11 protein-coding genes are annotated in these 12520 nt (G+C 73.1%); 10 read left to right on the top strand and 1 reads right to left on the bottom strand.

Annotated elements, in window-relative coordinates:
• The first annotated feature begins 5 nt into the window (after nucleotides 1–5).
• The 4 genes from FHX75_RS13890 to FHX75_RS13875 all read left to right on the top strand — a co-directional run bounded on the left by FHX75_RS13890 (nucleotide 6) and on the right by FHX75_RS13875 (nucleotide 3152).
• Nucleotides 6–608 (top strand): nitroreductase family protein, encoded by a 603-nt coding sequence (locus FHX75_RS13890; RefSeq protein WP_154940072.1) that lies wholly within the window; start codon nucleotides 6–8, stop codon nucleotides 606–608.
• Between the two features lie 179 nt (nucleotides 609–787).
• On the top strand, nucleotides 788–1093 hold the full coding sequence (locus FHX75_RS13885) for a type II toxin-antitoxin system VapB family antitoxin (protein WP_154940070.1): 306 nt from the start codon (nucleotides 788–790) through the stop codon (nucleotides 1091–1093).
• A gap of 32 nt (nucleotides 1094–1125) precedes the next feature.
• Complete coding sequence (locus FHX75_RS13880; RefSeq protein ID WP_154940068.1) at nucleotides 1126–2289, top strand: acyl-CoA dehydrogenase family protein; 1164 nt, start codon at nucleotides 1126–1128, stop codon at nucleotides 2287–2289.
• 98 nt (nucleotides 2290–2387) lie between these two features.
• Nucleotides 2388–3152, top strand: coding sequence for a DUF4230 domain-containing protein (locus FHX75_RS13875; protein WP_154940066.1), 765 nt, complete (start codon nucleotides 2388–2390; stop codon nucleotides 3150–3152).
• Between the two features lie 59 nt (nucleotides 3153–3211).
• Here FHX75_RS13875 and FHX75_RS13870 read toward each other — a convergent pair whose 3' ends face one another.
• The gene (locus tag FHX75_RS13870; RefSeq protein ID WP_154940064.1) at nucleotides 3212–3415 is read right to left on the bottom strand and encodes a PspC domain-containing protein; all 204 of its coding nucleotides are present in this window, start codon (nucleotides 3413–3415) and stop codon (nucleotides 3212–3214) included.
• Nucleotides 3416–3869: 454 nt separating this feature from the next.
• Here FHX75_RS13870 and FHX75_RS13865 point away from each other — a divergent pair, with 454 nt between their 5' ends.
• The 6 genes from FHX75_RS13865 to FHX75_RS13840 all read left to right on the top strand — a co-directional run bounded on the left by FHX75_RS13865 (nucleotide 3870) and on the right by FHX75_RS13840 (nucleotide 12462).
• Entirely contained in the window at nucleotides 3870–5240 is a 1371-nt protein-coding gene (locus FHX75_RS13865; RefSeq protein ID WP_154940062.1) for an L-serine ammonia-lyase, read from the top strand.
• 58 nt (nucleotides 5241–5298) lie between these two features.
• On the top strand, nucleotides 5299–6126 hold the full coding sequence (locus FHX75_RS13860) for an ABC transporter permease (protein ID WP_154940060.1): 828 nt from the start codon (nucleotides 5299–5301) through the stop codon (nucleotides 6124–6126).
• Nucleotide 6127: 1 nt separating this feature from the next.
• A complete protein-coding gene (locus FHX75_RS13855; RefSeq protein ID WP_154940058.1) occupies nucleotides 6128–6871 on the top strand; it encodes an ABC transporter ATP-binding protein in 744 nt (247 codons plus the stop codon).
• The gene (locus FHX75_RS13850; RefSeq protein WP_154940056.1) at nucleotides 6868–8820 is read left to right on the top strand and encodes a DUF5941 domain-containing protein; all 1953 of its coding nucleotides are present in this window, start codon (nucleotides 6868–6870) and stop codon (nucleotides 8818–8820) included. Before FHX75_RS13855 ends, FHX75_RS13850 begins: the two co-directional genes overlap by 4 nt.
• 17 nt (nucleotides 8821–8837) lie before the next feature.
• Nucleotides 8838–11015, top strand: coding sequence for a bifunctional glycosyltransferase/CDP-glycerol:glycerophosphate glycerophosphotransferase (locus FHX75_RS13845; protein ID WP_154940054.1), 2178 nt, complete (start codon nucleotides 8838–8840; stop codon nucleotides 11013–11015).
• A gap of 85 nt (nucleotides 11016–11100) precedes the next feature.
• Nucleotides 11101–12462: an ABC transporter ATP-binding protein gene (locus FHX75_RS13840; RefSeq protein ID WP_425463492.1), complete on the top strand. Its 1362-nt coding sequence runs from the start codon at nucleotides 11101–11103 to the stop codon at nucleotides 12460–12462.
• The last annotated feature ends 58 nt before the right edge of the window (nucleotides 12463–12520 follow it).

Below are 12520 nucleotides of genomic sequence, written 5' to 3'. Positions count from 1 at the left end.
GGGGCATGGAGTTCGGCGAGGTCGTCCGGCGACGGCGGATGGTGCGCAACTACGACCCGGACCGTCCCGTCCCGCCCGACGTGGTGGACCGGCTGCTCGACCACGCGGTGCGGGCGCCGTCGGCCGGGTTCGCGCAGGGCTGGGGCTTCCTGGTGCTGGAGACCCCGGAGGACCGGGAGTTGTTCTGGACGGCGGCCACCCCGGGCGGCGGCGGCCGGGAGCGCTGGCTGGCCGGGATGCGGCGGGCTCCGCTGATCGTGGTGCCGCACGCCAACCGCTCCGCCTACCTGGAGCGCTACGCCGAGCCGGACAAGGGCTGGGCGGACCGGGCGGCGGAACGCTGGCCGGTGCCCTACTGGTACGTCGACACCGGCTTCGCCGCGCTGCTCATGCTGCTCACCGCCGTCGACGAGGGGCTGGGGGCCTGCTTCTTCGGCATCCCGCCGCAGCGGCTGGACGCGTACCGGGAGGCGTTCGGGGTGCCCGAGGAGTACCAGCCGATCGGCGCGGTGACCGTGGGTTACCGAGCGCCCGACCACCGGTCACCGTCACTGCGTCGGGGGCGTCGCCCGGTCGGCGAGGTGGTCCGGCGCGGCCGGTGGAGTTGAGCGTGGTTCGTGGGGTCCCGGGTGGGTATCGGCGGTAGCGAAACCGACATGAGGGAGTAAAACGCAGTGTGGCGGAGGCGGTTAGGCTGGCACGGTCATCGGTGCCGCACCCCGCGGCACCACGGCGTGACCCGGCTCCGCGCCGTCGGTCGGCCCGGCCACGGGGAGGGGAGCGTGCCGTGATCTTCAGAGCGGTCCGGGACGGGCGTCCGTACCCGGAGCACAACTTCACGCTCAAGCAGTGGGCGGAGATTCCGCCGCGCCCGCTGCGGCTGGACCAGCTCATCACCACCAAGCGGGAGCTGGCGCTGGACAAGCTCCTCGCCGAGGACTCGACCTTCTACGGCGACCTCTTCCCGCACGTCGTGCAGTGGAACGGCGGGCTCTACCTGGAGGACGGGCTGCACCGCGCGCTGCGCGCGGCGTTGCAGCAGCGCAACCAGATCCACGCCCGGGTGCTGGTGCTCGGCGGCCAGGAGGGATGACGCCCTCCTGACGACTCGTTAAGGTGGCCCCCATGACCGCACCCCTGGACCTGCTCGACGTGGATGCCTCGCTCAGCGAGGAGGAGCGGCAGATCCGCGCCGTCGTGCGCCAGCTCATCGACGACCGGGTCCGCCCGCACGTCGCCGACTGGTACGAGCAGGGCCAGGTGCCGGCCCGCGAGCTGGCCCGGGAGTTCGGCAAGCTCGGCCTGCTCGGCATGCACCTGACCGGGTACGGCTGCGCCGGCGCCTCGGCGGTCGCGTACGGGCTGGCCTGCCTGGAGCTGGAGGCCGGCGACTCCGGCATCCGCTCGCTGGTCTCGGTGCAGGGCTCGCTCGCCATGTACGCCATCTGGCGCTACGGCAGCGAGGAGCAGAAGCAGCGTTGGCTGCCGGCGATGGCGGCCGGCGAGGCGATCGGCTGCTTCGGCCTGACCGAGCCCGACCACGGCTCCGACCCGGCCTCGATGGCCACCCGGGCCCGCCGCGACGGCGACGACTGGGTGCTCAACGGCGCCAAGATGTGGATCACCAACGCGCCGATCGCCGAGGTCGGCGTGATCTGGGCGCGCACCGACGAGGGGGTACGCGGTTTCGCCGTACCCATGGACACGCCGGGGGTGACGGCGCGTGAGATCCGGCAGAAGATGTCGCTGCGCGCCTCGCTGACCGGCGAGATCGCCCTCGACGACGTCCGGCTGCCGGCGGACGCCCAGCTGCCCGGGGCGATCGGGCTGAAGGCCCCGCTGAGCTGCCTGACCGAGGCCCGGCACGGCATCGTCTGGGGCGCGCTCGGCGCGGCCCGCGACTGCCTGTCGACGGCGCTGGACTACGCGACCACCCGGACCCAGTTCGGCCGGCCGCTGGCCGGCTTCCAGCTCACCCAGGCCAAGCTCGCCGACATGGCCGTCGAGTGGAACAAGGGCTACCTGCTGGCGCTGCACCTGGGCCGGCTCGCCGACGCCGGAAAGCTGCGCCCGGAGCAGGTCAGCGTGGGCAAGCTGAACAACGTGCGGGAGGCGTTGGCGATCGCCCGCCAGTGCCGGACGATCCTCGGCGCGAACGGCGTCTCGGGCGAGTACCCGGTGATGCGGCACGCCAACAACCTGGAGAGCGTGCTGACCTACGAGGGCACCTCGGAGATCCACCAGCTGGTCATCGGGCAGAAGCTGACCGGGGTCTCCGCCTTCGCCTGAGCGGCGCTTCACCCGATCGGGTCGCTCGACGGGCGGGTGTCGTATCCGGCACGTACCGTCATCGCTAGACGACGTGTCTGACGAGGACGGTGAGGGCCATGGCCCGCGACGGTGACATCAACGAGCCCACCAGGGAGTTCCCCGGCTACCCGACCGCCGACACCCTTCCGGCCCGGTCGGACGACACCGCCCCGCCGCGACCGGGCGGGTCGGCACCCTCCGGCGCGCCCGCCCGGGGGCTGCTCATGGTGCTGGGCGCGGCGGCGCTGGCGGTGGTGGTGCTGCTCGGCGCCCAGGCGACCGGGATCTTCCCCGACTTCCGCAATCCCTTCGCCAAGGAGCAGACCGACCGCAGCCAGCCGCCGCTGCTCAAGTCGATCCAGGACCTCAGCCGCTACGTCGCCGCCGAGGGCAACTTCCAGGTCGTGGTCGACCTCCAGAACGACCGCAACAACGTGCCCGATTTCCTGCTCAACCAGCGGACCCTCTTCGTCGGGGCGGGCAGCGTGGAGGCGTACGTCGACTTCACCAAGATCTCCGAGGGGGCGGTGGTCGAGTCCGCCGACGGCAAGTCCGTCGAGATCAAGCTGCCGGCCCCGCAGCTCGGCAAGACCAACCTCGACCTGCAGAAGAGCTACGTCTTCGCCGAGGAGCGCGGCCTGCTCAACCGGCTCGGCGAGCTGGTCAACGGCGACCCCAACCGGCAGCAGCAGGTCTACCAGCTCGCCGAGGAACGGATCACCGCGGCGGCGCGCGACAGCGGGCTGACCCAGCGTGCCGAGGAGAACACCCGCAAGATGCTGGAGGGCCTGCTCCGCTCGCTCGGCTACGAGAAGGTCACCGTCACCTACGCCGCTCCCTGACTCTGAAACCGGCAGCGCCCGCCCCGAGATGTCGGGGCGGGCGCTGCCGTGCGGGGAGGTCAGTAGCGGGTGGCGGCGCGGTCCTCGTTCGGCATCAGCACCCAGAGGACCAGGTAGACGATCACCTGGGTGCCGGGCAGCAGCAGCGACAGCAGGAACAGCAGCCGGATCATGAACGCCGAGGTGTTGAACCGGCGGGCCAGGCCGGCGCAGACGCCGGCGAGCATGCGCCCCTCGCGGGGCCGGACCAGTTTGCGACTCATCGTCGTACTCCCACTCTGCGGCGATCCGCCGCTCTGCAACCAACGGTAGGAAGGGGTGGCCACCGCGCCCTCCGTCCGAAGACGGATCCGGCGGCCCCGTACCCGTAGGTGGTTACCCGCGCCGCCCCCGCCCGACGCAGCACCGCGCCCGCGTCCCGCCGCGCCGCCGAGGCCGGCCCGCGGCTCGTCTCACCGTTTGGGGCGTGTCGGGGTGTCCCGGCCGGCGGTCACCGCGACTCGCCGCAAACCGCGCCGCGTCCCGGTGAGGGCGGCGGAGGTGGCGGGATGTGTCGTCACCTGCGGCGGAAGGGCGGGAGGTGCGGCGGGCGGGTAGGCTCGCCGGTCGGATGCCGCCCACCACCCCGGGCGGTGCCGACGGCCGCCGGAGACCCCGGCGGGCGGAACCCGGGTCGGACCCGGCACCACCGGGCGCGACGGCGAGGAAAGTGCAGCCATGATCAGTGTTTTCGACCTCTTCAGCGTCGGCATCGGGCCGTCCAGCTCGCACACCGTGGGCCCGATGCGGGCCGCGCGGACGTTCGTCGCCGGGTTGAAGGGTGACGGGCTGCTCGCCGACGTCGTCCGGGTCCAGGCCGAGCTGTTCGGGTCGCTGGGCGCCACCGGGCACGGCCACGGCAGCGACCGGGCCGTGCTGCTCGGGCTGGAGGGCGAGGCGCCGGAGACGGTCGACACCGGCACTGTCGGCCCCCGGGTCGCCGCGATCCGCGCCGAGGGCCGGCTGCACCTGCTCGGCGTGCAGGAGATCGACTTCGACCCGGACCGCGACCTGGTGCTGCACCGCCGCCGGTCGCTGCCGTACCACCCGAACGGGATGACCTTCGCGGCCTACGACGCCGCCGGAGCGCAGGTCAGGGCCCGTACCTACTACTCCGTGGGCGGCGGCTTCGTGGTGGACGAGGCGGCCGCCGGGGCGGACCGGATCAAGCCCGACACGACCCGGGTGCGCTACCCCTTCTACACCGGCGCCGAGCTGCTCGACGTGACCGCCGCGACCGGGCTGTCGATCAGCGAGGTGATGCTGGCCAACGAGTGCTCCTGGCGCAGCGAGGCCGACGTGCGGGCCGGCCTACTGGAGATCTGGCGGGTGATGCGGGAGTGCGTGGCGGCCGGCTGCGAGCACGACGGCGTCCTCCCCGGCGGGCTGAAGGTCCGCCGCCGCGCCGCCGAGCTGCGCCGGAGCCTGGAGGCGGAGACCGACACCACCGACCCGCTGCGCGCGATGGACTGGGTGACGCTCTTCGCCCTCGCCGTCAACGAGGAGAACGCCGCCGGCGGTCGGGTGGTGACCGCCCCCACCAACGGCGCGGCCGGCATCATCCCGGCGGTGCTGCACTACTACACCCGGTTCACCCCGGACGCCGACGAGGACGGGGTGGTCCGCTTCCTGCTGGCCGCCGGCGCGATCGGCGTGCTGTTCAAGGAGAACGCCTCGATCTCCGGCGCCGAGGTCGGCTGCCAGGGTGAGGTCGGCTCGGCCTGCTCGATGGCCGCCGCCGGGCTGGCCGAGGCCCTCGGTGGCACGCCGGCGCAGGTGGAGAACGCCGCCGAGATCGGCATGGAGCACAACCTCGGGCTGACCTGCGACCCGGTCGGTGGGCTGGTGCAGATCCCGTGCATCGAGCGGAACGCGGTGGCTAGCATCAAGGCGATCACCGCCGCCCGGTTGGCGCTGCGTGGGGACGGGGTGCACGCCGTCTCGCTCGACAAGGTCATCAAGACCATGCGGGAGACGGGTGCCGACATGAAGGTCAAGTACAAGGAGACGGCGCGCGGCGGCCTGGCCGTCAACGTGATCGAGTGCTGAGGGGCGTTCGTTCACCGACTGCTAACCTGTCGTCCGTCCTGGGAGGCGGGAGGCGACGGTGACCGCTGGCGTCGCGGCGTTGTGGTCGCACCGCAACTCGCTGCGCATCCTGGTCAAGCGGGACCTCGCGGTGAAGTACCAGCAGTCGGTGCTCGGTTACTTCTGGTCGCTGATCGAGCCGCTGGGCATGGGGGCGATCTACTTCTTCGTCTTCGGCGTGCTCTACTCCGGCGACACCGAGCGGCACCTCGGGCAGGCCGCCGAGTCGTACCCGCTCTTCCTGATCACCGGCATCTTCGCCTGGATGTGGACCAGTTCGGCGCTGAGCGAGGCGACCAACGCGCTGACCGGCCAGTCCCGCCTGATCACCACGATGAACGTGCCCCGGCAGGTCTTCCCGATCGGCCGGGTCACCGGCCGGTTCGCCGAGTACGCCGCCGGCCTGCCCATCCTCTTCGCCGTCGCCGCCGTCTACGCCGCGCACGGCAAGATCCACCCCGGCTGGTCGCTGCTCGCCCTGCCGCTCGCCGTGCTGGTGCAGGCCACCCTGCTGGTCGGGCTGTCGCTGCTGCTCTCGGCGGTCAACGTGCTGATGCGCGACGTCGAGCGCTTCATGCGGCTGATCATCCGGGTGCTCTTCTACGCCACGCCGATCATCTACCCGCTGAGCCTGGTCCGGGAGTCCGGGATGCCGGGCTGGGTGAAGGTCGTCTACGAGCTCAACCCGCTGGTCGGCATCTTCCAGCTCCAGCACGCGATCTGGTACCCGGACGAGTTCCCCGACGCCCGGCTGCTGGCCACCACGGTCGCCGGCAGCCTGCTGCTGCTGGTCGCCGGCTGGTGGGCGTTCCGCCGGCTCGAACCCGCCGTGCTCAAGGAGCTGTGAGGTGGCGCCGATCATCGAGGCCGAGGGCCTCGGTATCCGCTTCGTCCGCAACCGCCGGCGGCAGCTGCGGCTGCGTGAGCTGTTCATCCACCGGGGCGGGCGGGGTGCCGCGTCCGGGCAGTTCTGGCCGCTGCGGGACGTCTCCTTCACCGTCGAGCCCGGCGAGACGGTCGGGGTGATCGGGCGCAACGGCACCGGCAAGAGCACCCTCCTGCGGCTGATCGCCGGGGTGCTCATCCCCGACGAGGGGCGGATCCGGGTGCGCGGCGACGTCGCGCCGCTGCTGGAGCTCTCCGCCGGTTTCTCCAACGACCTCACCGGGCGGGAGAACCTCTACCTCGTCGGCGGCCTGCACGGGCTGTCGTCGGCGTACCTGAAGCGGAACTTCGACGACATCGTCTCGTTCGCCGGCGAGCAGGTGGAGCGGGCCATCGACACCTCGGTCCGGCACTACTCGTCCGGGATGAAGGTCCGGCTCGGGTTCGCCATCATCTCCCACCTGCCGCACCCGATCCTGCTGATGGACGAGGTGACCGCGGTGGGCGACGCGGAGTTCCGCAAGAAGTGCTATTCGACGATCGACCGACTGCTCGCGGAGGGGCGCACCTTGGTGCTCGTGTCACACAACGAGAAGGACCTGACCCGGTTCTGTCGTCGGGGGCTCTACCTCGACGGCGGGCGGCTGACCGTGGACGGCACGGTCGCCGAGGCGCTCGACGCGTACCACGCCGCGGTCCCGCGGTGACGCTCGCGATCGTGCTCGCCGCCGGTGCGCCGGCCGCGGGCCTGCCCACCGGCGCCGGGGAGACGCTCGCCGACCGGCTGGCCGCCCAGTGGCGCCGGGCCGGGGCGGACGAGGTGCGCGCCGCCGCCAACCTGGAAGAACTGGCCGCCCTGGTGGGCGCCGCCACCGGCCCGGTGATCGTCAGCGGGGCCGACCTGGTCGCGCACACCGCCGTACTGAAGCACCTGGCGACCAGCCCGGTCGGCCCGACGGTGGCCCTGGTGCTCACCGACCCGCCGGCCCCCGGCCGCACGGCCGTGCGCGAGGAGCGCGGCCAGGTGGTCGAGGCCGCGCCGGAGCTGGCCGACGCCACCGGCGTCTTCGGCGGCGCGCTGCGGGTCGGCGTGGAGGACCTGCCGGCCCTGGCGGCCGCCGCCCGGGCCGCCGCCGCCCGGCCCGTGACCGGGCCCGCCGTGGACGGGCTCTTCGCCGCGCTCACCGCACTCGGCACGCTGACCTTCGCCCACCGGGTACGCCTGCTCGTGGCGCACCGGGTCGGCGACGCCGCCGGGCTGCACGCCGCCGAGGCGGCGCTGGCAGGGGTGAACGAGGACAAGGCCGAGCTGCGGCTCTCGGTCAAGGAGCGGGACGACTTCTTCACCACCTACTTCGTCAGCACCTGGTCGCCGTACGTGACGAAGGCGGCGGCCCGGATCGGCCTCGGCCCGACCGCCGTGACCATGCTGTCGGTGCTCTTCGCGGTCGCCGCGGCGGTGCTGTTCGGCGTCGGCGGCCGACCCGCGCTGGTCAGCGGAGCGGTGCTGCTCTACCTCGGCTTCGTGCTCGACTGCGTGGACGGCCAGCTGGCCCGCTACACCCGGCATTTCAGCGCCTGGGGCGGCTGGCTGGACACGATGGCCGACCGGGCGAAGGAGTACGTCGTCTACGCCGGCCTCGGCTACGGGGCGACGCACGCCGGCTTCCGGTACGGCTGGGCCCTCGCCATCGCCGCGATGACGCTGCAGACCGTGCGGCACATGACAGACACCTGGTACGGCGTGCTGCACGACGAGGCGGCCCGCCGGCCGAAGACGGCGGTGGGCGGCGGCGGTGGCGGGATCGGTGACCGGCTGAACGCCGCCTCGACCCGGGTGCAGGCCGACACCGGCTCGGTGTCGTACTGGCTGAAGCGGACGGTGGTCTTCCCGATCGGCGAGCGGTGGGCGCTGATCGCGCTGACCGTGGCGCTGTTCAACCCGCTGGTCAGCCTGGTCGCGGTGCTGGTCTGGGGGACGCTGGCGTTCGCGTACACCGGGGCGCTGCGCACCTTGCGGGCCCGCTGGATGTGGGTGCCGGTGCTGGACACGGTCGACGCCACGCTGCACCGCGACGACGGTCCGCTGGCCGCGCGGCTGCCGGTGGTCCGCCCGATGGGCCCGCTGACGCTGGCGGTGCTGGCGGCGCTGGGTCCGGCGGCGCTGCTGGTCGCGGCGCTGCTGACCGACGACGGCGGACTGCGCTGGTGGGTGCCGGCGGCGCTGCTGGTGCTGCTGGTCGGCGGGCTGGGGGCCGGTGCGGCGCACAACGGGCCGCTGGACTGGCTGGTCCCGGCTGCGCTGCGGGCCGGGGAGTACCTGTTCGCCATCGCCGTCGGGGTGGTCGGCGGCGCGCCGGCCTGGCTGGTCTTCGGCTACGTTCTCGTGCTCACCCTGCACCACTACGACCTGACCGCCCGGCTGGAGAAGCGGCAGGCGGCCCCGCCGCTGCACCGCTGGACGCTGGGCTGGGAGGGGCGGTCGGTGCTGCTGGCGCTGGCGGCGATCGCCGGAATTGTGAGTATCGGTCTGGCTACACTCGGTACGTACCTTCTCGTGGGATTCGTGGCGAGTGTCGTCCTGGCCTGGGTCGTCCTGCCGGCCCGCGCCGCGCGGATGACGGCCGTTCCGGTCGGAGGCGGTTCGCCGGGCTGACCAAGGGGGCGGCCGGGATGACCCTGATCAGCTTCGTCGTACCGGCCTACCGGGTGCAGGGCTACCTGCGCGAGTGCCTGGACTCGATCCTCGGGCAGCCCTTCGACGACCTCGAGGTGATCGGCGTCGACGACGCCTCGCCGGACGCCGTGGGCGACATCCTCGACGAGTACGCCGCCCGCGACCCCCGGGTCCGGGCGCTCCGGCTGCCCCGCAACGTCGGCCTCGGTCCGGCCCGCAACGCCGGGCTGGACCGGGCCGGCGGCGAGTACGTCTGGTTCGTCGACGGCGACGACTGGCTCGCCCCGGACTGCCTGCCCGAGGTCGCCGACCGGCTGCGGGCCGCCCGCCCGGACGTCCTCGTGGTGGACCACGTCCGGGCGCACTGGAACGACACCGCCACCCGCAGCGCCATGGCCGAGGTGTTCCCGGAGCCGCCCGGCGAGGCCACCTTCCGGCTGCGGGACCGGCCGGAGACCCTGCACCTGCTGCACACCGCCTGGAACCGGGTGGTCCGCCGGGAGTTCCTGGTCGACCTCGGCCTGCGCTTCGCCCCCGGCTGGTACGAGGACGTCTCCTTCACCTATCCGGTGCTGCTGGCCGCCGAGCGGATCGCCGTGCTCGACCGGGTCTGCGTCAACTACCGGCAGCGGCGGGCCGGGGCGATCACCCGGACCCGGGGAGACCGGCACTTCGAGGTCTTCGCGCAGTGGCACCGGGTGTTCGCGCTGATGGACCGCTGGGGGCCGGCGGTGGCCGAGCTGCGGCCGGCGGTCTTCGAGCGGATGGCCTGGCACCACCTGACCGTGCTCGGCAACGGCGAACGGATCGCCCCCGCGCTGCGCCCGGCGTTCTTCGCCCGGATGACCGCCGACCACCGGCGCTTCCGGCCGCCCGAGGGCTACCCCGCGCCGGCCGGGCTGGAAGGGCTCAAGCACCGGCTGGTCGCGGCGGGACGGTGGCGGACGTTCAGCGCGTTGCGCGCGGCGAACCAGGCCCGGGCGACGGCCCGCGGCACCGCCCGGCGCGCGCTGCCGGTGGCCCGGCGTACCGCGCGGCTGACCCGGGACGCGGTGCTGCGCGAGTACTACCGGGCCGAGCTGCGCCGGCCGATCGACCCGACGCTGGCCGTCTACGCCGCGTACTGGTACCGCGGGTACGCCTGCAACCCGGCCGCCATCCACGCCGCCGCCCGCCGGCTGGCCCCGCAGATCCGGGGGGTGTGGATCGTCCGGCGGGACCGGGTGGACACACTGCCGCCCGGCACCGAGTACGTGGTCGCCGGCACCCCCGGCTACTACCGGACGCTGGCCCGGGCCCGGTGGCTGGTGAACAACGTCAACTTCCCCGACTTCGTCCGCAAGCGACCCGGCTCGGTGCACGTGCAGACCCACCACGGCACGCCGGTGAAGGTGATGGGCCTGGACCAGCAGCGCTTCCCGCTCGGCGCGGGCGGGATGGACTTCGCCGGGCTGCTGCGCCGGGTGGACCGCTGGGACTACAGCATCACCTCGAACAGCTTCTCCACCCAGATGTGGGACCGGGCCTACCCGGCCTCGTACGCCACGTTGGAGGTCGGCTACCCGCGCAACGACCGGCTGGTCACCGCCACCGCCGGGGAGGTCCGGGAGATCCGGGACCGGCTCGGCATCGGGCCGGACGAGCGGGTGGTGCTGTACGCGCCGACGCACCGCGAACACCTGCCCCGCTACCGCCCGCCCTTCGACCCGGGGCGGCTGCTCGACGTGCTCGGGCCGTCGGGACGGCTGCTGATCCGCAGCCACTACTTCCACGACCGGGCCGGCCGGGCCCGCCGGCGTACCGGGGGCCGGGCGGTCGACGTCAGCGACCACGGCTGCGTGGAGGACCTCTATCTCGCGGCCGACGTGCTGGTCACCGACTATTCGTCGGCGATGTTCGACTACGCCGTCCTGGACCGACCGATCGTCGTGTACGCGCCGGACCGCGACGCGTACGCGCTGGCCCGGGGCGTCTACTTCGACGTGACCGCCGAACCGCCCGGCGCCGTCGCCCTCACCTTCGCCGAGCTGCTGGAACTCTTCCGCTCCGACGCGGTGACCGGGGCGGAGGCCCAGCGGGCGCGGCAGCGGTTCCGGGGGCGGTTCTGCGCCTTGGACGACGGACACGCCGCGGAGCGGGTGGTCCGTCGGGTCTTCCTCGACGATCCCGCCTGACGCGGTGGTCCCGTCCACGGGGCCGCTGCCGGTAATAGGACCGTCATGACCGCAACATCGCACGTTTACCCGATGTGCTGATCCGATGATGCTCGTCACAGTCAAGCGGGGTTCGGCCGAGCTGGGGGAGGAGACGGTGACCACCGTCGCGCTCAAGGATGTCACCAAGGTGTTCCAGGACGGGACGGTCGCGGTCGACAGCGTCAATCTGGACGTCAACGACGGCGAGTTCATGGTGCTGCTCGGTCCCTCGGGCTGCGGCAAGTCCACCGTGCTGCGGATGGTCGCCGGCCTGGAGGACCCGAGTTCCGGCGCCGTGATGCTCGACGGTGAGGTCGCCAACGACCTGCCGCCACGGGAGCGCAGGATCGCCATGGTCTTCCAGGACTTCGCGCTCTATCCGCACATGACCGTCGGGGACAACATCGCCTTCCCGCTGCGACTGGCCGGTGTGGAGCCGGCCCCGCGCGGGGAGCGGGTGCAGGACGTCGCGGGCGCGCTCGGCATCGGCGACGTCCTCGGCCGCAAGCCGAGCCAGCTCTCCGGCGGCCAGCGGCAGCGGGTGGCCATGGGGCGGGCGATAGTGCGCCGGCCGGGGCTCTTCCTGATGGACGAGCCGCTCTCCAACCTGGACAGCGGCCTGCGCGCCGAGCTGCGCGCGGAGATCTCCGGGCTGACCCGGGAGCTGGGCGTCACCACCATCTACGTCACGCACGACCAGGCCGAGGCGCTGACCATGGCCGACCGGGTCGCCATCATGCGCAAGGGCGTCCTCCAGGACGTCGGCACGCCGACCCAGGTGTACGGGCGGCCGGCCACCCTCTACGTCGCGGCGTTCCTGGGCAGCCCCCGGATGAACCTGCTGGAGGCGTCGGTCTACGTCCACCTCGACCGGTACGTCACCCTCACCCTCGGCGAGCAGGCGCTCTACCTGCCCTGGGACGACATCCGCAGCCGGGCGGTGGCGCACTACCACGGTGAGCGGATCGTGGTCGGGATGCGGGCCGAGGCGCTGACGCCGGTCGCCCCGGACACTCCCGGCGACGTGCTCCAGGGCCGGGTCCGCTACCTGGAGCACCACGGGCACGAGTCGCTGGCCTTCCTCGACATCGGCGCCACCGCGATCGTGGTGGACGAGATGGGCGCCACGGCCGACGACGCACCGGCCGGGCAGCGTGGGCTGCGCCGGTTCGGGCAGGTCATGCAGCGGCTCACCGGCCGGGCCGGCGAGCTGGAGCCGATCTCCGCCCCGACCGGCGGGGGCGGCAACCGGACCAGCGTGCTCCCCGACCCGGGGCGCCACCACCGCCGTCCCGCCGAGCTGGCGGTACGCCTCGCCCCGTACCCGGCGATCTCGGCGGGTCACCCGATGTCGGTCGCCGTACGGATGGACGCCCTGCACTTCTTCGACGAGCGCGGCGACCGGATCGACGTCGGCTGGCGCTGAGCCGCCCGGCTCGGGCGGGGCTGCGGGCGACCGCGCCCATGCCCTACGGTCAGCGCAC

Source organism: Micromonospora palomenae, from assembly GCF_007829925.1.
Classification (GTDB): Bacteria; Actinomycetota; Actinomycetes; order Mycobacteriales; family Micromonosporaceae; genus Micromonospora; species Micromonospora purpureochromogenes.
Note: the sequence above shows the minus strand (reverse complement) of the source record. Positions and strands in the feature narration are given on the sequence as shown.

Coding starts and splice junctions, on each gene's coding strand:
- FHX75_RS13880 (WP_154940068.1), top strand. CDS start 1,126: ATGACCGCACCCCTGGACCTGCTCGACGTGGATGCCTCGCTCAGCGAG.
- FHX75_RS13875 (WP_154940066.1), top strand. CDS start 2,388: ATGGCCCGCGACGGTGACATCAACGAGCCCACCAGGGAGTTCCCCGGC.
- FHX75_RS13845 (WP_154940054.1), top strand. CDS start 8,838: ATGACCCTGATCAGCTTCGTCGTACCGGCCTACCGGGTGCAGGGCTAC.
- FHX75_RS13840 (WP_425463492.1), top strand. CDS start 11,101: ATGATGCTCGTCACAGTCAAGCGGGGTTCGGCCGAGCTGGGGGAGGAG.
- FHX75_RS13870 (WP_154940064.1), bottom strand. CDS start 3,415: ATGAGTCGCAAACTGGTCCGGCCCCGCGAGGGGCGCATGCTCGCCGGC.
- FHX75_RS13890 (WP_154940072.1), top strand. CDS start 6: ATGGAGTTCGGCGAGGTCGTCCGGCGACGGCGGATGGTGCGCAACTAC.
- FHX75_RS13865 (WP_154940062.1), top strand. CDS start 3,870: ATGATCAGTGTTTTCGACCTCTTCAGCGTCGGCATCGGGCCGTCCAGC.